Annotated in this window: 12 protein-coding genes; 8 read left to right on the top strand and 4 right to left on the bottom strand. The window is 52.6% G+C overall.

Features of this window, described 5'->3' with window-relative positions; all coding sequences use genetic code 11:
- Positions 1-3: 3 nt before the first annotated feature.
- Entirely contained in the window at positions 4-318 is a 315-nt protein-coding gene (locus tag LGT44_RS09360) for a DUF485 domain-containing protein (RefSeq protein ID WP_230330670.1), read from the bottom strand.
- Between the two features lie 202 nt (positions 319-520).
- Here LGT44_RS09360 and LGT44_RS09355 point away from each other — a divergent pair, with 202 nt between their 5' ends.
- Positions 521-3,958, top strand: a complete 3,438-nt coding sequence (locus tag LGT44_RS09355) for a PAS domain-containing hybrid sensor histidine kinase/response regulator (protein WP_225691697.1) — start codon at positions 521-523, stop codon at positions 3,956-3,958.
- A gap of 102 nt (positions 3,959-4,060) precedes the next feature.
- Here the strand turns inward: LGT44_RS09355 and LGT44_RS09350 are convergent, their stop codons facing one another.
- Positions 4,061-4,735 (bottom strand): response regulator transcription factor, encoded by a 675-nt coding sequence (locus LGT44_RS09350; RefSeq protein ID WP_145469397.1) that lies wholly within the window; start codon positions 4,733-4,735, stop codon positions 4,061-4,063.
- 168 nt (positions 4,736-4,903) lie between these two features.
- A complete protein-coding gene (gene acs, locus LGT44_RS09345) occupies positions 4,904-6,856 on the bottom strand; it encodes an acetate--CoA ligase (RefSeq protein ID WP_230330671.1) in 1,953 nt (650 codons plus the stop codon).
- Between the two features lie 655 nt (positions 6,857-7,511).
- Between acs and LGT44_RS09340 the strand changes: the two genes are divergently transcribed.
- Positions 7,512-8,663 carry a DcaP family trimeric outer membrane transporter gene (locus tag LGT44_RS09340; protein ID WP_230330672.1) on the top strand — a complete coding sequence of 384 codons (1,152 nt, stop codon included), beginning with the start codon at positions 7,512-7,514 and terminating at the stop codon, positions 8,661-8,663.
- Positions 8,664-8,734: 71 nt separating this feature from the next.
- On the opposite strand, the gene LGT44_RS09335 is transcribed toward LGT44_RS09340, so the two are convergent.
- Complete coding sequence (locus LGT44_RS09335) at positions 8,735-8,995, bottom strand: hypothetical protein (protein ID WP_230330673.1); 261 nt, start codon at positions 8,993-8,995, stop codon at positions 8,735-8,737.
- Positions 8,996-9,404: 409 nt separating this feature from the next.
- On the opposite strand from LGT44_RS09335, the gene LGT44_RS09330 reads away from it, so the two are divergent.
- From LGT44_RS09330 to LGT44_RS09305, 6 genes are all read left to right on the top strand, one after another.
- Entirely contained in the window at positions 9,405-12,446 is a 3,042-nt protein-coding gene (locus tag LGT44_RS09330; RefSeq protein ID WP_230330674.1) for a DUF11 domain-containing protein, read from the top strand.
- Between the two features lie 10 nt (positions 12,447-12,456).
- The gene (locus tag LGT44_RS09325) at positions 12,457-13,476 is read left to right on the top strand and encodes a hypothetical protein (RefSeq protein WP_230330675.1); all 1,020 of its coding nucleotides are present in this window, start codon (positions 12,457-12,459) and stop codon (positions 13,474-13,476) included.
- Positions 13,477-13,489: 13 nt separating this feature from the next.
- Positions 13,490-13,951: a DUF11 domain-containing protein gene (locus LGT44_RS09320; protein ID WP_230330676.1), complete on the top strand. Its 462-nt coding sequence runs from the start codon at positions 13,490-13,492 to the stop codon at positions 13,949-13,951.
- 14 nt (positions 13,952-13,965) lie between these two features.
- On the top strand, positions 13,966-15,141 hold the full coding sequence (locus tag LGT44_RS09315; protein WP_145469391.1) for a DUF11 domain-containing protein: 1,176 nt from the start codon (positions 13,966-13,968) through the stop codon (positions 15,139-15,141).
- A 2-nt stretch (positions 15,142-15,143) separates the two neighbouring features.
- Positions 15,144-21,023 (top strand): OmpA family protein, encoded by a 5,880-nt coding sequence (locus LGT44_RS09310; RefSeq protein ID WP_230330677.1) that lies wholly within the window; start codon positions 15,144-15,146, stop codon positions 21,021-21,023.
- Between the two features lie 158 nt (positions 21,024-21,181).
- Positions 21,182-22,204, top strand: coding sequence for a DUF2804 domain-containing protein (locus LGT44_RS09305; protein WP_230330678.1), 1,023 nt, complete (start codon positions 21,182-21,184; stop codon positions 22,202-22,204).
- Positions 22,205-22,257 lie beyond the last annotated feature (53 nt).

Here is a 22,257-nt window from a genome sequence, read left to right as displayed (position 1 = left end):
TCCTTAACCCTTCAGACATTCTTCAATGATGCGTTGATTTTCTTCATCAAATTCGGTGTTCGCACGTTTAACGTAAATACCGGTCAGCAGAAACGATGAAATAATAATAAAGACACCCATAGGGATTCCCCAGGTGGTAACGCTGCCCTGAGCAACCGGCTCGGCCAGAACGCCGGGAGCAAAAGCAACCAGCAGAATAAAAGAAAAGTACATCACCAGCACAATGGCGGAGAGTTTCAGGGCAAAGGATTTGCGCTTTGCCACCAGGATCTGAAAATCCGGGTGATCTTTAATTTTTTGGTAGACATCGGACTGCATGCCTGACTCCTGACAATGAATAACTCATTGGCATTCTACTCAACGGGGCCCGCCCCCCCAGCCCGACCATAGTCTCAGGAAGTACGCCGCCGGATCTTTCACCCTGTACGACCTTGGTCTAAGATCAGGACAGTGACGCAGAGTGAAAACAGGGGCTCGTGTTAAGCTCCCCAGAGGCAAAAAAAATACAACAAGGAAAGCTATGATTCCGGCCTGGCAGCTCATTTCAATTTCTGTGTTATACATTGGCACGCTGTTCGGTATTGCCTGGTACGGCGACCGCCGGGCTCACAGCGGCAGACCGGTGCACAACACCGGTATGATTTACAGTCTGTCGCTGGCGGTTTATTGCACCTCCTGGACCTTTTATGGAGCTGTAGGCATGGCCGCCACCAGCGGCTGGATGTTCCTCAGTATTTATATCGGCCCGATTCTGTTTCTGCTTTTTTTCTGGCGCATGCTGGGGAAAATCATCCGCATTGCCAAAGAAAAACGCCTGACCTCCATTGCCGACTTTATTGCCACCCGTTACGGCCGTGATCACACCCTCGCCATTCTGGTAACCATCGTCGCAGTGCTTGGTGTTGTGCCTTACATCGCACTGCAACTCAAAGCCATTGCCACCACTTTTGAGCTGGTCACACAGCCATTGGGTGCCGACAGCGGCGGCCCGATTTTTTTCTGGCAGGACACCGCCTTTCATATCAGCTGGGCGATGGCGCTGTTTGTCATTGTGTTTGGTACCCGCGACATTGACGCCAGCGAACAGCATCCGGGGATGATTCTGGCGGTTGCCTTTGAATCGATGGTGAAACTGCTGGCGATTCTCGCGGTGGGAATCTGGGTGATGACGTCCCTGTTCGACTCGCCGCTGGATTTATTCACCCTGTCCAAAACAGTGATGCCCGACCATGCGCTGTTTAACAGCGATGTGATCTCCCTTGCCTTTATTCTGCAAAGCCTGCTGGCCGGGTTTGCCATTCTCTGCCTGCCACGTCAGTTTCAGGTTGGTGTCATTGAGAATGAATCGGTGCGCCACATTCATACCGCACGCTGGATGTTTCCGCTGTATCTGGTGCTGATGCTGTTGTTTGTCGTACCCATCGCCTTAACCGGCCATCTATTTATGCGCGATCTGGGATTTGCTCCGGACACCTATGTGCTCAGTCTGCCGGTGTCCCTCGGTCAGGACGTTCTGGCCATAATTGCGTTTATCGGTGGCGGCAGCGCGGCGACCGGTATGATTATTGTGGCAACCATCGCCATCAGCACCATGGTGTCAAACGAGCTGGTACTGCCTGCGTTCTTCCGCAATACCCAACAACAGAGTGATATTCAGCAATCATCCAGTGTGCGCACTCTGGTGCTGACCGTGCGCCGCATGGTGATTGTGGTCATGATTCTGGGTTCCTATCTGTTTTACCGCATGGTCGGGGAATTTGAATCGCTGGCAGCTATCGGCCTGTTGTCTTTTGCCGCCGTCGCGCAATTTGCCCCACCACTGATCGGTGGTCTGATCTGGCAGGGAGGTAATCGTCAGGGCGCTATTGCCGGGTTACTGAGTGGCACCTTTATCTGGATTTATACCCTGCTCTGGCCGGTGCTGGCGCAGGGCATTGAACAGAGCAATACAACGCCTTATCAGATGCTGGGACTGAATCTGGATGATTTCAGTTTCGGCGTGATATTAAGCCTGTCGGTTAACGTATCGCTGTATATTTTCTTCTCGGTGGTCACCAACGCTTCTGTGCGGGAACGTATGCTGGCCTCCGACTTCACCAGCACCAAGGCTCTGAATCCGGGTAATCAGGTGGCTCCGTCGTTCACCTGCAAAGTGGATGATGTACGCGTAGTGCTGGAGCGGATTCTGGGCTACAAAAAAACCGAATCTTTTTTTGCCGACTATCAGGCTCATCACGGTATTCAGTACGACCATGCCATGGCATCCAGCGATTTGCTGCACGATGCCGAGAAATTACTGGCCTCGGTGGTCGGCTCATCTTCTGCACGGGTTATCTTCTCGACCTTATTAGGTGGCGAGCAGATTCAGATCCGCGATCTGGCCTTCCTCGCCAGCGAAGCCAGTCAGGCCTTTGCCATGAGCCGCGAGCAATTGCAGGCTGCGGTAGAAAATCTGCATCAGGGCGTCAGCGTGGTTGACCGTAATCTCAATCTGGTGGCCTGGAACCGGCGCTATCTGGAACTGTTTAATTACCCTCCGGGCTTTATTCAGGTGGGCAAGCCGGTTGCCGACATTATTGCGTTTAATGCCGAGCGCGGTTTCTGCGGCCCCGGCAGCATAGAGCAGCAGGTTGCACGCAGAATGCGTTTTTTAAGTGCCGGCTCCGCCCATCAGTTTGAACGCCTGCTGCCGCATGGTGTAGTGATATCCATGCAGGGCCATCCGATGCCGGATGGTGGTTTTGTTACCAGCTTCACTGACATTACGGTTCACCGTAAAGCCGAACAGGCTTTAAAAGAAGCCAATGTAAGCCTTGAACGCCGCGTCGAAAAAAGCACCCAGCAGCTGGATGACCTGACCTCGCAGCTGATCGAAGCCAATACCAGTAAAACCCGGTTCCTGGCCGCTGCCGGACACGATCTGATGCAGCCATTAAATGCCGCCAAATTATTTGCCTCGACCCTGGCCCAGCACAATTTATCGGAGGAGCAACGCCATCTGCTGACCCATCTGGAAGGCTCACTGCAATCGGCTGAAGATGTGTTATCGGTGCTGGTTGAAATATCCAAACTGGATGCCGGAGCTATTGAACCCAGCCTGCGGCCTATTCAGTTAAGTGCCGTGTTAAAACCCCTGCGCGATGAGTTTACCGCACTGGCGGCGGAGAAAGGTCTGGTGCTGCGCTTCCGCCCCTGTGATTACTGGGTATTAAGCGACGCGCACTGGCTGCGCCGTATCGTGCAGAATCTGCTCAGCAATGCCGTGCGCTATACCCATAAAGGCGGCATTCTGCTTGGCTGCCGTAAGCGTGGTGAGCAATTGGTTATCGAAGTCTGGGATACCGGTCCGGGGATTCCGCGCTCTAAGCTGGGGGAGATTTTTGGCGAATTCAAACGTCTTAATCAGGGCAAGCAGGACAGCAAAGGACTGGGGCTGGGGCTCGCCATTGTTGATCGTATGGCTAAGCGTATGGGACACAGCGTGGAAGTCGACTCCTGGGTGGGTAATGGCACCCTCTTCCGTATCACCCTGCCACTGACCGAAGCCGATGTGGTGAAGCAGGATAACCGCGATCAGCAGGCACGTGTGTCCGGCAGTTTTGAGGGCTTACAGACTTTCTGTATTGATAATGACGCTGAAGTTCTGGCCGGTATGAATGCCCTGCTCAGCAGCTGGCAATGTGAGGTTTTCAGTTGCAGCGACGAGCACGAAGCTGAACAGGTGCCATTCAAGCCGCAAATCATGCTCGCTGATTACCAGCTCGACAATGACGTCACCGGCCTGCAGGTGATGTCGATGCTGCGCCGTCATTTTAATGAGGATATTCCCGGCGTATTAATCTCAGCCGATCCACGACCGTCAGTTGCAGAAGAAGCTAAATCTCTCGGCTTCTATTTCCTGAAAAAACCGGTACGCCCTGCGGCATTACGCGCTCTGATCCGCCGTCTTATCCGCTGAATAATGCGGCAGCCGACCAGAGCATAAACGGCGGCAAGAGCATAAAAAAACAGGAGCAATGGCTCCTGTTTTTTTATGCTGCTTCTGACTGGCAGGCGACGGTCAGACCTGAGTTGCCATCAGGGTATCCGGTTTTTCAAAATCCAGACTCTGCACCGAAATAACGGCCTGGGTACGGGTACGCACACCCAGCTTACGGAAAATGGCCGTTACATGAGCCTTGATAGTGGCTTCGCTGACGTCCAGATCGTAGGCGATCTGTTTGTTCAGCATGCCTTCCGACATCATGGTCAGTACACGGAACTGTTGCGGTGTCAGACTGGCGAGACGTTCAGCCAGATCCAGCGCATTCTGGTTTGGCTGATGCTGATGGCGACGTGCGGCATCGGGCAGATAGATATCCCCCTGTAACACCATTTCGATGGCTTTGGCGATATGTTCCAGCGGTGACGATTTGGAAATATAACCGGACGCTTCATGATCGATCGCCTGACACATAATGGCCGGATCTTCACAGGCCGAGACTACGATCACCGGAATTTCCGGGTAATGCGACCTCAGAAAAACCAGCCCGGAATAACCGTGCGCTCCCGGCATCTGCAGATCCAGCAGAATCAGATCGGCGTCTTTATGCTGCTCCACCACCTGCTGCAATTCCGGCAGCGATTCTGCCTGCTCAATCGTAACATCGGGTACCAGCTGTTTAACCGCCTGCTGCATAGCCGTGCGGAATAATGGGTGATCATCAGCAATGATGATTTTTTGTGCGAGCTGCATAGTCCCCTCCGGAGAATCCTGCTCAGCGGTTTAACCGCTGACTATTGTTATTGTGCGACATTTTATCAGCAGATGCTTGTGTCCACTGTAAAAACGCAAAAAACTGCCCAGAGAATTCTCTGGGCAGCTCCGTCAGACACGCAATGATGACTTAATCATCCGTGCTGATCATCCGCGATTCAGGCGCTTGTCGATCAGTGATTCCACCACCGACGGATCGGCCAGAGTAGAAATATCTCCCAGAGAATCATGTTCGTTAGCGGCAATCTTACGCAGGATACGGCGCATAATTTTGCCTGAACGGGTTTTTGGCAGCCCCGGGGTAATCTGAATCAGATCGGGTGCCGCAATCGGGCCGATTTCGGCACGCACCCAGTTGCGCAGTTCTTTCACCAGCTCTTCGCTCGATTCTTCACCGGCATTCAGGGTGACGTATACGTAGATACCCTGACCTTTGATATCGTGCGGATAACCCACCACCGCAGCCTCAGCCACTTTCGGGTGTGCAACCAGCGCACTTTCTACTTCAGCGGTACCCATGCGGTGACCGGATACGTTGATCACGTCATCCACACGTCCGGTAATCCAGTAGTAACCGTCTTCGTCACGACGCGCACCGTCACCGGTAAAGTACATGCCACGGAAAGTAGAGAAATAGGTCTGCACAAAGCGCTCATGATCGCCGTATACAGTACGGGCCTGACCCGGCCAGCTGTCGATCATCACCAGGTTACCTTCAACCGCACCGTCCAGCAGCATGCCGGAGTTGTCTACCAGTGCTGGCTGTACACCAAAGAACGGACGGGTTGCTGAGCCTGGTTTAGCATCGGTTGCACCCGGTAACGGGGTGATCATGATGCCGCCGGTTTCAGTCTGCCACCAGGTATCGACAATCGGGCAACGCTCTTCACCGATGGTACGGTAATACCATTCCCAGGCTTCCGGGTTAATCGGTTCACCCACCGAACCCAGCAGGCGCAGGGATTCACGGTGCGTGCCTTCAACGGCTTTCGCGCCTTCGGCCATCAGCGAGCGGATCGCGGTCGGTGCGGTATAAAGAATGTTGACCTGATGCTTATCAACAATCTGCGAGAAACGATTGATGTCCGGATAATTCGGCACACCTTCGCACATCAGGGTTGTACCGCCATTAGCCAGCGGTCCGTACAGTAGATAGGTATGGCCGGTAATCCAGCCCACATCGGCGGTACACCAGTAAATATCGCCATCGTGATAGTCAAACACGTACTGGTGGGTAATAGACGCCCACACCATATAGCCACCGGTGGTATGCAACACACCTTTAGGCTTACCGGTGGAGCCGGAGGTATACAGAATAAAGAGCGGATCTTCAGCGCCCATTTCTTCTGCCGGGCAATGTGGAGAAGCCAGGCTCACCAGATCGTGATACCAGACATCGCGGGCCGGATGCCAGGCGACATCAGAGCCGGTGCGCTTAACCACAATCACTTTTTCAAGTGAGCGGATCGCAGGATTGGTCAGCGCTTCATCCACGTTCGCTTTCAGTGGCACTTTCTTGCCACCACGCACACCTTCGTCTGAAGTGATGACGATTTTGGCGTTACTGTCTTCGATACGACCCGCCAGAGCATCCGGCGAGAAACCACCAAATACTACCGAGTGAACGGCACCAATACGGGTACAGGCCAGCATGGCAACCGCAGCTTCCGGAATCATCGGCATATAAATGCAGACGATATCGCCCTTGCGTACGCCCTGACCACGCAGCGCATTGGCAAAGCGGGAAACTTCTTCATGCAGCTCTTTATAGGTGATATGACGATCCTGACCCGGATCATCGCCTTCCCAGATAATGGCGGTCTGATCACCGCGGGTTTCCAGATGGCGATCCAGACAGTTGGCTGAGGCATTCAGCGTACCGTCTTCAAACCATTTGATGTTGACGTTGTGATCGTCAAACGACACGTTGCGCACACGGGTGAAAGGTTTTATCCAGTCAATACGCTGTTCTGCCTGCTCACGCCAGAACCCTTCCGGGTTGATGACGGACTGCTGATACATCTGCAGATACTTCTCGTTGTTAATCCAGGCGGAATCAGCAAATTCCGGTTTGACTGGATAAACCTTCTGGTCGCTCATAGCGTTCTCCCTAAGTGATTATTTTTAAAGCTCGCTAGTGCCCGGCGGCAATGTATATCTTATGACTCATATTGAGTGACCGGCCGCTCTTCCCCAAATTAGACAATGGTCTATCGGCGAAAAAACCGGGCAATCAGGCGCGGATTACAGACGATCAACCTTCAGCTCCCTTACTTCTGGCTGGATCGCCCTGCTGCATCCCTTTTAAACCAGGCATCCGCTTTCCGGCTGTGTGCCGGAATACAAATACCAGTATCTGTTTAATACCCCTGAATGAAACGCTGAACCAGTGTTTCTTTATTACTTATCTTGCTGATATCTAAAGGAAAACTGATCAGCCCGCATATTCCCCCGGATATTCACCTGTGCCTGTCCCGAATGAATAACATGCAACCGAATACCAAGAACGACCACAGTTAACGGTATAAGCTGCTTGACGGAATATGCTCATACCCACCGCTCATCCGCACCAGAACGGCACATAAAGGTCCGTTCCCGCTGCTGCTGTAAAGCGCCGACACTTATCCGTAGTTCAGCAGAGAGTTAGTAAGTACTTCTACTTAACGCCTTGCAGCTTCGACCTTTGGCTAATTTCGTCGCACAGAAACTGTGCACCATAGTGAGCAGGCACAACTATGATAATAAGGAGAGCGACATGCGTAAGACTTCTGCAATTCTGTTGGCCGCGGCACTGCCGATGGCTGTTCAGGCAGCAAATACCGAGTTCAGCTATGGCGGCTATATCAAGATGGACGCCATGATGAGCACCTATTCCGATGGTGATATTGGCGCAGGCAGCCTGGGTCGTGATTTTTATGTACCGTCAACCATACAAACCAGTGGCGGTACCGGCGAAGAAACCAGCAGTGTCGACTTCAGTGCCAAATCGTCACGTCTGAACTTTAAAACCGTTACCACCACCGACAGCGGTGAGAAAGTAACCGGTTTTATTGAAATGGATTTTCTGACGGCACTCGCGGCAGGTGGAGCTGGTAACGAGGTTGTTTCCAACTCCTATAACCCTCGCTTACGCCATGCGTTCTTCACCTATAACAATCTGACTTTTGGTCATACCTGGTCGACGTTTATGAACGTTGGCGCCCTGCCAGAAACCGTAGACTTTCTCGGCGTAAGTGACGGTACTGTATTTAACCGTCAGGCACAGATCCGCTACACCATGGGTGACTTCCAGTTTGCCCTGGAAAACCCGGAAAGCACCGTTGCAGGTGTTGGTGTTACCGATGATGTTGGCTTGCCGGATATGGTCGCCCGCTACAATATCAAAGCCGGTGATCATGCCTTTACCGTTGCCGCCATTGGCCGCCAGATGGCTTACCAGAATGGAGTATCCGGTGCAGGCAAAATCGACGAAAGCACCAATGGTTTCGGTGTCAGCCTGTCCGGTATGGTCAAGCTCGGCGCTGACGATCTGAAGTTCAGCTACACCACCGGTAATGTCGGTCGTTACGTCGGCCTCGGTGCTGTCAGTGACGTAACAATCGCAGCTAATGGCGATCTGAAAACAACAACCGTTAATGCCGCCTTTGTTGCTTACCGTCACTTCTGGAGCGATAAGATGCGCAGCACCATCGCTTATTCCATGCTGGATGCTGACTACGATGACGACACCATTGCTGCAGGTTTGGTTGAATCGTCTTCGAGCACCCGTCTGAACCTGATGTACTCCCCAACCAAAGAAGTAACCTATGGTGTGGAATACAGCATGGCCACACTGGAAAAAGTGACAACCACCAAGAACGAAGGCGATATGAACCGCCTGCACTTCACCGCCAAGTACAGCTTCTGATCTGTACCTGACGCGTCTGACAAAAACCCGGCTCCGGCCGGGTTTTTTATTGCCTGATCAATACCCAAAATTCACCAGCTCCGTATAACCCAGCCGGTTATAACAACATTCTCAATAATGCTGTTGGCATTGCCTAAGGTTTTTCCACATTTTTTCCGTACGTCTTTTGGTGCATCTTTTGGTGCATCTTTTGGTACGTCGGTATCGCGGAGAAAAGCTGAAAAGACGATGCGCTTTCTTATCAATGTGAATAAAACGCATTGCTTAGACTGCTGGGAAAACAGCAATAAATCGCCTGCCGGCCAGTTACAGAACAATACAGCAGCGTTCACTTACACTCACTGACGACTCATTTTTGGCATATATGCAGATGTATTCATTGTGAAATTGACGGTTAATTATAAACAATCATATCAATGTCACAAAAATACTCGTTTGGTTACAAATGGTTACTTCGAGGATAGGGAAAAGACCTAGTGACATTTTTTGTCACATTCCCCTCATAAACGACAGTTATGACGTGTATTTTTTTAAGATTTTTTCCTGCATTGCTATTGAATGTGAGGAAAAATGTCACTTTTCAAGTAAACGAAAATTATTCTCTAAAAACAGCGTGTTACATCACAGTTTTACCCATTGCTGGTCGCCTGCCAGCAAATTGACTCAACCATATGCCCTACCTAAGATGCGCGCACAACGCACAGCACCAGGAATAACTGGCACAAGGGTACGGATTACACTTTGAGCGAACGGGTAACATTTAACATTAACGTTATTAATAAGCCTGCTTATATCTTTCGTCTGGAAGGGATCACGCTCGTCTTCGTTTTTGTTCTTATCTCCACCCACACCCTTGCCGCTGAAAATATTATTCTGCGCGAAAGCTATGCCGGTAACCTGTCGTTTGCATTGACCGGTAACACCATGCGCTCTGGCAGCAATGGCTGCTCTCTACTTAACAACTCCAGTGCCGCTATCAGCATCCCTGCCAGCAGTAATGTCGTTGCCGCGTTTCTGTACTGGTCAGGCTCGGGCAGTAACGACACTCAGGTTAACTTTTCCGGCGCCAATATCAGCGCCGATGTCATTTACAATGAGAATATCGACGGTCTCAGCTACTACAGCGCCCGGGCTGACGTTACCAATCGCGTCAGCTCTGTCAGCGCTACATACAACGTCTCCGGCCTTAATTTCGATCGCAGTAGTTCTTACTGTACCGGTGGCCGCTCATATGGTGGCTGGGCTCTGGTGATTGTGTATGAAAACGCGCAAGAGCCTCTGCGGGTAGTGAATATCTTTGATGGCTTCCGTAATTTCTGGAACAACTCGATTACCCTTACCCCGAATAACTTCGTTGTAGCCGATAATCCGGCAGCACTGGGTGGCAAGCACGCGCACATTACCTGGGAAGGTGATGCCGATATTTCCAACTCAGAAAATCTGCGCTTCAACGGCTCTGTATTAAGCGGCAGCGGTAACCCTCAGGGGAATCAGTTCAACTCCTATTCCAACTCGACAGCCAGCAGCACCTCTGGTGTCGACGTAGATATTTACAATATCGGCAACTACCTTACGGCCGGCTCTCAGTCTGTCACATCGGTCTATACCAGTGGTCAGGATCGCGTCTATCTGAGCGCAGAGATTATCAGTATTCCGAATCGCGATGTCGCCGACCTCAGTCTCACGGTGAACAATCCGGCAACGGTACAACGTGGTGATAATGCCGTGCTGGCACTCCGTGTCACCAATAATGGCCCCCGTTCAGCCAATGCGGTTCAGGTTGAAATTCCTATGACTGACGGCCTTAGCCTATCGTCGTTCTCTGGCAACAACTGGCTGTGTTCATCGCAGAGCAATGCGGTTATCTGTCAGCTCAGCAACTTGGCCAGTAATCAGTACAGTGATCTGTCAGTTACTCTGTCCACGGCTGCAACCACTCTTAACAGCGAAAGTCTGTCAATCAGTACCAGCAGCAATACCTTCGATCACCGCATGAGTAATAACAGTCAGCAGGTTACTCTCGCTATTGTTGATCCGGATCTCAGTACTTCGGTTAAGCGGGTGTTGGATCTGAATGGTGGTCAGGTTCGTCCGGGCGATACGCTGCGCTTTGAAATTGAAATCACAAACAGTGGCGCTGCTGTAGTAAGCAATATGACACTGACAGATCATATCCCTTCACTGATCAGCAGTTTTCAGGTTTTCAGCCACCCTGTCGGTGCGCAATTAACAACACAACCAGCACCTGCCGGAAATTTCGGCCGCGGCGTGGTCAGCCTTTCTGCGCTGACGATACCAGCCGGTGAGTCACGCATTCTGACGATTGATGGCGTCTTGTCTTCCGGTGCTCAGGATAGTGACAGCTTTACCAACACTGCAATCCTCAGCGGAGCTGGTCTGAACCTGTCTCTGACGTCACCCGTAATCACGGTTAACAGTGCTCTCAGCATCAAAGGCAATAAGCCTCTCTATTTACAGCCAAACCTCACCCTGACCCGGGTAGCAACGACGGACAGCAGCTCCGCAATCGAAATTACCAATAACAGCACAGTTAACTGGCAGTTAACCCCTGCGCTGCAAACGGATATGGTGCTGAATTACAGTCAGGGTATTCCATTCCGCTTTTATGCCCGCAATGGTTACGACGGTGGTGATAACAGGGCCTATAACCATACCTTTGATATCCGCCTGTCAGCCAGACGCTCCGGTACAGACATACTGCTGGCCAGTCGGACGCTGACCGCCGAACTGCTGACTGCCGGCAATAACAGCGGACTGGAAGTTATCCGGGAATTTAATACCGACCTTAGCGTGCAAAATGCAGAACCATTATTAAATGGTGATATTTTGCAGATCAGCATCCGCCAGTCTGGCAGCCAATACTCAGATCCTGTCGACCTGTTCCTGCGCCGTAACGGCAACAACAGTCAGGTCGCACTGACCTCCAACACCGTTATTAATGTTGATAGCGTTGCACTTTATGACGCGCCATACCCTGGTGGTAACACTCTCAATGCCGCTCAACGTGGGCAGGCAATTTATATTCGCGGCGAGGTATCCGACCCTTTCGGTGCTGACGATATTACCGCTGCAACATTGAGTTTATTCGACCCAAGCGGCAATCAGTTACTTAATAACACCGCCTTAACGCCTGTTGCTGCCAGCAATGCCGTTAAGGTTTATGAATACAGCATCACAATGGCAACAGATGCATCCGCAGGTAACTGGAAAGCCAGTATCAGAGCGGAAGAAGGCTATGAAAATCTCGTATTCAGCAGTAAAGATCTGAGCTATCCGATTCTGCTCTTCCCGCAATTAAATCTGACTAAAAACGCTGAAGTTATTTCTGATCCGGTTAATGGCAGCACTAACCCTAAAGCCATTCCGGGTGCAGAAATTATTTATACCCTGACTGCGTTAAATCAGGGTGAAGGCCAGACCGATGCTGACACTCTGGTTATTGACGAACAAATTGCTGCCACCACCAGCCTTTATGTCGCCGATTTTAATGGCGCAGGCCCGGCTGAGTTTATTCAGGGTGCTGCTAACAGTGGTCTTACCTACGGCTTTAGCGCATTAAATGCTGCCAACGATGATCTCGATTTTTCCAACGATACCGACAGCAGCGACGGCATTACCTATGGCTACGTTCCGCAGCCAGATGCCGAAGGCTTTGACGCCAATGTCACCTATATCCGTTTTATGCCGAAAGGCACATTAAACCCCGCGTCTGGCAGCAGCCAGCCGGAATTCAAGTTTCGCTACAAAGTAAAGGTCCAATAAGGAGCATTCCATGCAGACCATTAAACGTACGCCCCTGCTTCTCGCAGGTATGCTTGCCTCGGCAAGTGGCTGGGCGGCAACCTCTGTCGGTACCCAGATTGAAAACACGGCAACGGCTACCTACTACGCACCGTCCGATGCAACCTCACAGCTGACCGTCAGCAGCAGCACGGCTTTTGTTGTACAGGAAAAAATCGACGTTGCAGTAACCAGCAGCACCACCAATGCTCTGGAAGTTCAGGCTGGCAGCACTGCTCAGGTCATTGAATACACCATCAAAAACACCGGTAACGGTGATGAAACCTTCGACCTGACCGTCAGCAACGGTACCGGCGACGCGTTCGATGTTACCAACGTCAAAATTTATCTGGATGACGGCGTACCAGGATTTCAGGGCACCGAAACCGAAGTCACACAAATTAACCTGACTCCGGAACAGGCCACCAAAATCTTTGTGGTGGTTGATATTCCGGTTGCACAGAGCATCGACGATATCGCCAATATCGAATTCAACGTGACCTCTGCGACCCCAGGTGCTGCAGCCGGTAATCAGGGCGATATTCTGGCTGGCCAGGGCGATGGCGGTACCGATGCGGTACTGGCCAATAATGCCGGCGGCGCGATTAAAGCCAGCAGCTATAAAGTAACCGCAACCGCCGGTCTGGTTGTTATTACCAAGAGCATTCTGTCGACCGAACACCCAACCCTGGGCAGCGTAAAAGTGCCAGGCAGTGTGGTGACTTACCAGATTCTGGTTCAGGTAACCGCCGCCGTTAATAACCTGCGCATTGTCGATGACCTGCCATTAAACCTGACCTACGACGCCGGCTCCCTGTTACTGGCTAACAGCAATCTGGCCGGCACACCACTGACAACGACCAATGCCTCAGGCAACACCGATTCTGCAGCCGATGCAGATGCGGGTCGTTATGACGCCAACGCTGGCAGCAACGGTCGTGTGACCTTTGTTTTGGGTAATCAGGCAGCCGCCGGCGATTACACCATTCAATTCACCGCAACCATCGATTAATAACGAGGTATTTATGCGCACTCTTCTGCTCGCATTTGCTTTTCTTCCTGCTCTGGCAATGGCCGAAGTCAGCCTGATTACCGAGGCTTTTAAAATCGTTCCGGTGCAACAGGCCGACGGCAGCGTTGTGGAAGAGTGGCAAACACCTGAGAAAGTAGTACCCGGCGATAAAGTCGGTTACCGCATTTCTTACAACAATAACGGCAAGGAAGCTGCTGAAGGCGTTGTAATCAATAACCCGGTTCCTGCCGAAACGATCTACATCGCCAACAGTGCAACCGGTGCCAACAGCACCATTACCTATTCCGTTGACGGAGGTCAGAACTATGGCAAAGCCAGCGAACTGACCGTCACTGCACAGGGCAATACCCGTGCGGCAAAAGCGGAAGACTACAGCCACATCCGCTGGATGCTGACTCAGCCGGTCGAAGCCGGAGCCAGCGGTAAAGTGGAATTTAAAGTTCGTATTAAATAACCCGGAGAATCTGTATGAAAATACAAAAACTGATTCTGCCTGCTGCTATGTCCTTCGCCGGCCTCGTAAGTTTTGGGGCTCAGGCGGCGACAAAAGCCGGTATTGAAATCGTAAATACCGCAGCCCTTAACTATAAAGTGAATGGCGTTGCGCAAACTCAGGTAGAAGCTGAGAAAAAACTGCAGGTCGACGTAAAAATCGACTTTAATCTGGCACGTGCTGATATTGCAGCGCCAAATGCATCAACTGAAATTGATGTTGCTGGCAGCAAATACTACGTGATGGGTAAATTTGATCTGGCCAACACCACTAACGCGCCAACCACTTTCACCCTGGCGCCGACAAATGGTGACGGCACTGAGGCACTGGGTTTTACCGGTACAGATTACACCTCACTGACCGATACCAAAGATCCGGTAAGCAGCCTTTTTAAACTGTACAGCAGCGCTGCTGGTGCTGCCGCTCCGGCAACCGAACTGACTGGTAATATCTCTCTGAATGAAGACGGAAATGCCAGCAACACCACGGCACTGGTTTGGGTTCTGATTCCAACCAGTGAAATCAAAGGTGTGGATAAAGATGTATTCGCCGTACAGTTAACAGCAACCGCAAGCGAAGTGACTGTTGTTGGCGAAGCCAACCCTGTTGCTGTTGTTAATGATGTTGCAAATACCGACACCGATGCTGTTCAGTTTGTATTTGCTGATGACGCGCAAGCGGGTGATGACGAATCTGCAATCGGTAATGCTACCGAATCTGCATGGGACGCCCTGTTCCTGGCCTTCCCGGATTTCGAAACCACTGATCCGACTGATCCAACTAACCCAACCAAAAACGGTTTCATCAAAACCTCGGTTGTGCTGTGGGATCCGATTAATGAAACCAACAATCCGAAAGCCATTCCTGGTGCAACCGTTCAGTACAGCATTACGCTGACCAATCTGGGCGCAACAGATGCCAATGATGTAAACATCAGTGATGCTATTCCGGCTAACACAACCTTCTGTGACAGCAGCAACAGTCCGGAACTGTGTGCAGACGTTACAAGCGTTAACGCACCAGCGGCAACGCTGACTTACGTTGCACCGACCACTGGTCCGGCTCTGAACGGAAGCAACATCGAAGCGGTATTCGCTACGGTGAAGTCGAATGAAACCAGCACAATCACCTTCACAGTGAAGATCGACTGATTATGCTGAACAGCCTGCAACGCATTCGCACTCAACTGTTGAACAGCGGTCATCCGACCGCCGTTCGCGGCTGTCTGTCATTTGCCGTTGCCGGCTGCTTGCTGTTCAGTCAGCAGGTATTGGCCGCGGTTACCCCGGCCAATACTCCCATTACCAATACCGCTGTTGCTTCTTTTGAACGCAGCAATGGTTTAACCGACAGTGTCAGCAGTTCTGCAACACTGGTAACCGAAGAAATTAATCCGGCAGCCGTCGCTCCGACGCCAGCCGAGATGCTGTTACTGCACAACGGCGGATCATCCGCTTCCGGCACCGTCATTAATGGCAGTGAATGTGCCGACAGCAGCGGTAATTTTTCTGCATTAACCGCTTTTACCGATTTATCCGGCAATGCACAGTCTTTGCCTGGCAGCTACCAGCTGAATGCCGTCGAATACGGTTTCAAAATTGGTGAGCCTTTAATTATTCAGGTGGTGGAGCTGGATAAAAATCTGAATTCAGCCCGCCCCGACCAGATTGAAATCGATGTCCGCAACAGTAATGGCAGCGACATCGAACATTTACGCTTAACCGAAACCGGCGACAACACCGGTATATTTGTCGGTGTTTTACCGACCCGTTTAGCCGATGCCAGCGCCACAAATTACGATTGTGCGTTATCGCTAAAATATGGCCAGACCGTAACTGCCCGTTATCAGGACAGTGCCGACAGTACCGACAGCGTGACCCTGAATACCCGCTTTGATCCTTACAGCCGTGTATTTGATTCACAAACCGGCGCACCGGTTAATGGCGTTACCGTAACCCTGATTAATGCCGATACCGGCCTCGCGGCCAGCGTATTTGACGACGATGGTGTTACTCCATGGCCAGCCAGTGTTGTCACCGGTCCTAAAATCTCTGCTCAGACTGTTCGCACCGCAGCGCTGGCCAGCGATACCAACAGCTTCCCGGATGGCAGCTTCCGCTTCCCTTATGTGCCGGCCGGTAATTATCAGCTGCAGTTTGAAGCGCCGGCTAAATACCGTGTGCCATCAGAGCTGGGCAGCGACGATCTGAATAATGTGCCGAATGGTCCGTTCGAACTGAATACCATTTCCCGTGGCGAAGTATTCAGTCTGGCGGGCGGCCGGGTATTTATTTCCGATATCGCCGCCGACCCGCTTGAGGGTGGGGTATTACTGAGCAAAACCGCCAATAAAAACGAAGCCGGCATTGGTGATTTTGTACAGTTCACCATTCGTCTGAATAATTCCCAGGTGGTCGTAAAAGACGCCAGCATTGTTGACCAATTGCCACAGGGGATGCGTCTGCGCAATGGCTCTGTACGTATTAACGATGAAAAAATTGCCGACCCGGTTATCAGCAATAACGGCCGCCAGCTGACTTTTGCCCTGCCCGATATCGCCGCTAACGGTTCATTATTACTGACTTACGTCACCCAGATTACTGCCCAGGCACAAGGCGCGTTAATCAACAAAGCCTGGCTGGTTGATGACGATGTAAGCAGTAACATCGCTCAGGCTCAGGTACAGATTGCCGACGAATTTTTTAAAGACAGCGCGCGTTTATTTGGCCGCGTCTACCTTGACGACTGTAACGGCAACCTCGATGCCGAAGCCGTCTCCAATGTGCGTCTGTTTATGGAAGACGGTACCTATGTCGTCACCGATGCCAATGGTGAATGGCATATCGAAAACGTCCGTCCGGGCACTCACGTCGTACAGCTGGATACCGCCACCATTCCACCTTATATGGAAGTGGTCAGCTGCGATGAACGCGGTTTTCACGCCGGCCGTGCATTCAGTCAGTTTGTTGATGTGCAGGGCGGCAGTTTCTGGCGCGTCGATTTTGCGCTGAAAATGAAAACCCCTGAAAGTGGCGAAATCCGTCAGCGTTTGAGTCATCAGCTGGTACCTCTGGCGGCTATGGCTGATGGCAAACTGCCTTACAATTCCCCCGTGCCGGAAAAACTGCGCTTTACCGTCGACCTCGAAGGCAACGGTCTGGAAGTGAACAACGTTATTCAGATGATCGCCCTGCCCGACGGTGTTATTTACGAACCCGGCAGCAGCGTACTGGATAATGTCCCGTGGGAAGATCCACAGATTTCCTACGGTACGCTGATTTATAAACTTGGCGATAAACCGGCCGACTGGTCACACCAGCTGCAGTTTTCGGCCATCGTCAGCGATAAAGCCGACAGCGGTGAATTAACCACGCGCTCCATTACCCGCTTCCAGGCCGAAGGTCAGCCCAAGCAGCAGATTAAACCAGCCAGTACCACCGCCGTGCTGCAGCTGCCGCCGGACGATGGCCAGGTAAAACCGATTAATCCGCCGAAATTCGATAATTTTTCTGATGTTTTAACGCCGGAAGATAAAGCCAACCTGAAAAACGTGATTGACCGTCTGGCAGGCCTGCGCAATTTAACCGTACAGGTCGTTGGCCATACCGACAGCACGCCGATTGCACGCCGGAATAAACATATTTATGCCGATAATCAGGCACTGTCTGAAGCCCGGGCATCATCGGTGGCCCGTTATCTGGCCGAACAGCTGGGCGTTGAGCCGCAGAATATCCGTGCCGTTGGTAAAGGCTCCTCGGTGCCGGTGGCCAGCAATGCCAGCCGTGATGGCCGCGCATTAAACCGTCGCGTGGAAGTCAAAGTACTCAGCGGCGATCCGGATATCCGTCTGGCAACCATTGCCAGCGACATGCAGGTGGCTTCAGTACAGGCCAGCCTGCCCGGCTTTATCCGTAATTTACCGGCTACAGCAGCCGGTAATCCGGCCGCACTGATCGCTGAACAGCCAATGCCGGAATTCGATCAGCGCTGGTTTGAAACCGCCGCCGATCAGGCACAGTGGCTGTGGCCGCCGCTCGATCGCAGCCCGTCGATTGGCTCGGTGAAAATTGCCATCTCCCACGGCGCCGGCGAACGCATTAAATTATTGCTCGATGACCAGCCGGTCAGCCCGCTGAACTTTGATGGCACTACGCGTAACAGCAAACGCGATCTGGCCGTCAGTATCTGGCGCGGTGTTGATATTCAGCCCGGCCCTAACCGCTTCAGCGTGTTTGTGATTAATAAAGACGGTGACATCGTCGATCAGTTTGAGCGCACTGTTCAGTACGCTCAGGAACCGGCCAAAGCAGAACTGGTAGAAAGCCAGAGCAATGCCGTGGCTGACGGTCTGACGCCGGCCACTATCGCCGTGCGTCTGACCGATAAAGACGGCTTCCCGATCCGCGCCAATATTCTTGGCGATGTTGAAGTCCAGGCGCCTTATACCCTGTACGATGAATCGCGTCAGATTGAAGGCAACCCGCTGGGCAATATTCAGCAGCCACAATACCGCGTGGGTGATAACGGTGTGGCGCTGATCCGCCTGACACCCACCAACCAGGCCGGTGAAGCAGTGCTGACCTTCCGCCACGCCAATGGCCAGAAAGATGAGCTGCGTGTGTGGCTGAAGCCTGCTCCGCGTGACTGGATTCTGGTCGGTCTGGGCGATCTGGCGGTCGGTTATAACAGCGGCAATGGTGACCACAACAGCCGTCAGGCCGCTGGTGTCGACGACAATCTCTGGCACGATGGCCGGGTTGCCTTCTTTGCTCAGGGTCAGGTGCTGGGTGAGTGGTTACTGACCGCCGCCTATGACTCCGGCAAGCCGGAAGCCGAAGCCTTTGCCAGCGTGATCGAGCCCGACCGTTATTACACCCTGTACGGTGATGCCAGCCAGCAACAGCTGGACGCCAGCTCAGCACGCAAACTGTATGTACGTCTGGAGCGCGAGCGCTTCTATGCTATGTTCGGTGATATCAACACCGATCTGAACAACAGCACCCTGGGCCGTTACAGCCGTAAGCTGACCGGTGCTCAGGCGGTTTACCATGGCGATGTGGTTGAGCTGTCAGCCTTTACCAGCCAGACCAGCAACGGCTTTGTGCGTGATGAAATTCAGGGCGACGGCACCTCCGGTCTGTATCGTCTGCGCAATAAAAATATTGTGCTGAACAGTGAAAAAATCCGCATTGAAACCCGCGACCGTTATCGCAGCGAAGTTATTATCAGCAGCGAAGACCTGAACCGTGATGCCGATTACGTTATCGACTATCAGGACGGCACCCTGTACTTCAAAGGGCCGGTCAGCAGCACCGATGAAAACTTTAATCCGCGCTATATCGTGGTTGAGTACGAAACCGAAGCCGGCGATAACCTCGGTTATATCAGCGGCGGCCGCGCCGGAGTCAAACTGCTGGATGAGCGCATCAAAGCCGGTGTGACCGCCATTACCCAGAATCAGAGCGGTGATGACCGTCACCTGACCGCCGCCGATGCGCGCATCACTCTGGGTGATACCGAAATCAAAGCCGAAATTGCGCAAAGCGAAGAAGTGGTGAACTCCGCCGCCACAACCGCCAATGCGCACCTGCTGGAAGTAACACACCGTACCGAACAGCTGCAGGCGACCGCTTATGTGCGCAGTCAGGACGAAAACTTCGGCCTTGATCAGACCGCACAGGGTGAGAATGACTACCGCAAAGAAGGCGTACAGGGCAGCTACTACTTAAGCGACCGAGACCGTCTGCAACTGGAAGGTTTCCACCATCAGCAGCTGAGCACCGGTTTCGATAAATACCAGACACAACTCGACTGGGTACACCGTCTGGATAACGACCAGCAGATCTCCTTCGGTCTGCTCAGCGCACAGGAAGAAAACGAAACCGAAGACCAGTACACCGACCAGTTAACCGCCGGCTTCAGTACCCGCGTACTGAACGATCGCCTGACGCTGAACAGTATGCTTTTGGCCAATGCCAGCGCCCGCAGCGATGCCTACGACCAGCTGCGTCTTGGCGCCGACTACCGCCTGACCAATGACCTCAGCCTGTTTGCCGAGCATGAAACCGGGTTTGAATCTGCAGCACCGGAGCGCACTGTGCTGGGTATGCGCGCCACCCCATGGAGCGGCGCCAAAGCTCAGCAAAGCATCGAACAGGTTGAGCAGGATGATGCCTACCGTCTGTTTGCCGTGTCTGGCCTGACTCAGGAAATCGCCCTCACCGACGCCCTGAGCGTCAGCCTCGGCTTTGATCAGGCGCGCAACCTGGAAGCCAATGCACCGGGCGAAACCTCAGACAGCACCGAAGATTTTCACGCCACCCATGCCGGTATGTCATACCGTACCAGCCTGTGGCAGTGGAATAACCGTGTGGAATACCGCGACGGCAGCGACAGCGATAAATGGGTAGCCCGCACCAGCCTGTACCATCCGCTTAACGATGCGCTGGCCACCGGTGGCAGCCTGAATTATTTCAAAGAAGACGGCAGCAGCAGTTACAGCAATCAGCTCGAAGCTAGCTTCGATCTGGCCATCCGCCCACGTCGCCACCCTTATGCCCTGCTCTGGCAAACCCGTTGGGTGCAGCAGGCTGAAGGCGGCGAAGGCACGCCAAGCCGCTCACGCAAACTGATCAACAATGTACACGGCAACTGGCTGTTCACGCCGGCGAACCAGCTGGCCGCTCAGTACGGTATCAAACGCGTGCTCGATCAGTACAACAGCGATGATTACGCTTCCACCACCGACTTTATGGCGGCTGAATGGCGTCATCACCTGAATCCGACCTGGGATATCGGTGCCCATGGCCGTCGTCTGCACAGCTACGAAGCCGGCCAGACCGCGCACGGTACCGGTGTATCGGTTGGCTGGATTCCGCAGACCAACGTCTGGCTCGGACTGGGTTATAACTTTACCGGCTTTATCGATACCGATTTCTCTGCCGCCAATTTCACCGCCAAAGGTGTGTATCTGAAGATGCGCTTCAAAGCGGATCAGGAAACCCTCGCCACTCTGCGTGCGGCGTTCTACTGAGCCCCGCACGCGTCAATACTGCCCCCGCGGAATATCAGAACTGTCACTAACTGACTGGACGCAACCGTTGCAAACGCTGACAATACGCCATCATTCTCAAATAAAAGTGCCGGCTTTTTATCCGGTTGCTTGATAACAAAAACCGATAAGGAACTGGCATGACCTCCCGTGATCAACTGATTAACGCTCAGGGCCAACCGGCATTTGGCATCTTTCCTGATGGCGTCAGCGAACTGAATTATCTCGATTATGATCTGCGCTCACCGATGGATCGCAAGCGCAGTGCGCTGGCCAAACGTTTTGGCTTTAATCAGTTTCAGTTTGTCAGTTTTATCAGCCCACAGTTAATTGTCGGTCTTGCCATTGTCGATCTGAAACTGGTGAGCAACGCTTTTCTGTATTTATACGATCCGGAAACGGAAGCCTTTGAAGAATTCAGTTTTCTGCAACCGCTGGGCAAAAACACCCATATCGAACCACGGCCGAATGACGGCAATGCCGAATTCCGCAAAGGCGCTAATACCTTCAGCATCAAAGCCAGCCGTACTCCGGGTGTGCGCAAAGTATCGGTGTCACTGGCCAAGGGCGTACGCATTGATGCCACCATCGACGAAAGCACTTCCTATAACCCGCTCGCTATCTGTACCCGCGCCGGTTACCAGGGCTGGGTATTTACCCAGAAAAGCACCGCTCAGGTCTGTAATGGTGTGGTCGACTGGCACGGAAAAAAATACGATCTGCAGGCCATTGGCGCTCTGGCTGGCGTCGACTGGACCGGCGGTTTTATGCGCCACGAAACCTTCTGGAACTGGGGCAGCCTGTCATGCCGGCTGAGCGATGGCCGTCGCCTGGGCTTTAATCTCGCCGCCGGAGTAAACGAAACCGGCTTCAGCGAAAATGCCATCTGGTTAGACGGCAAGATGATTAAAGTGGATATGGTGGATTTCCGTTTTGACCGCTATCACCCGGATCATTCCTGGGCGCTGCGCTCCGCCGATGGCAGCATCGATCTGCACTTTGAGCCTAAAGGCCGGCGTCAGGAAAAAACCAATGCGCTGATTATGGCGTCCAACTTTAATCAGTACTTTGGCCAGTATCATGGCGAGATTCATCTGCCGGATGAAAGCATTCACCTCGAAGGCGCCTGGGGTCTGGTCGAAGACCACTACGCCCGCTGGTAAAAGACGGTTGCGGAAGCCGATGTTCATTCGCGGGCCAATATTATCCGGCCACG

This window comes from Thalassolituus alkanivorans, from assembly GCF_020447205.1.
Taxonomy (GTDB): Bacteria; Pseudomonadota; Gammaproteobacteria; order Pseudomonadales; family Oceanobacteraceae; genus Venatoribacter; species Venatoribacter alkanivorans.
The sequence above is the reverse complement of the archived record's forward strand: the minus strand, read 5'-3'. Positions and strand labels throughout refer to the sequence as shown.

Coding starts and splice junctions, on each gene's coding strand:
- LGT44_RS09350 (WP_145469397.1), bottom strand. CDS start 4,735: ATGCAGCTCGCACAAAAAATCATCATTGCTGATGATCACCCATTATTC.
- LGT44_RS09320 (WP_230330676.1), top strand. CDS start 13,490: ATGCGCACTCTTCTGCTCGCATTTGCTTTTCTTCCTGCTCTGGCAATG.
- LGT44_RS09325 (WP_230330675.1), top strand. CDS start 12,457: ATGCAGACCATTAAACGTACGCCCCTGCTTCTCGCAGGTATGCTTGCC.
- LGT44_RS09360 (WP_230330670.1), bottom strand. CDS start 318: ATGCAGTCCGATGTCTACCAAAAAATTAAAGATCACCCGGATTTTCAG.
- LGT44_RS09340 (WP_230330672.1), top strand. CDS start 7,512: ATGCGTAAGACTTCTGCAATTCTGTTGGCCGCGGCACTGCCGATGGCT.
- LGT44_RS09355 (WP_225691697.1), top strand. CDS start 521: ATGATTCCGGCCTGGCAGCTCATTTCAATTTCTGTGTTATACATTGGC.
- LGT44_RS09305 (WP_230330678.1), top strand. CDS start 21,182: ATGACCTCCCGTGATCAACTGATTAACGCTCAGGGCCAACCGGCATTT.
- LGT44_RS09315 (WP_145469391.1), top strand. CDS start 13,966: ATGAAAATACAAAAACTGATTCTGCCTGCTGCTATGTCCTTCGCCGGC.
- LGT44_RS09310 (WP_230330677.1), top strand. CDS start 15,144: ATGCTGAACAGCCTGCAACGCATTCGCACTCAACTGTTGAACAGCGGT.
- acs (WP_230330671.1), bottom strand. CDS start 6,856: ATGAGCGACCAGAAGGTTTATCCAGTCAAACCGGAATTTGCTGATTCC.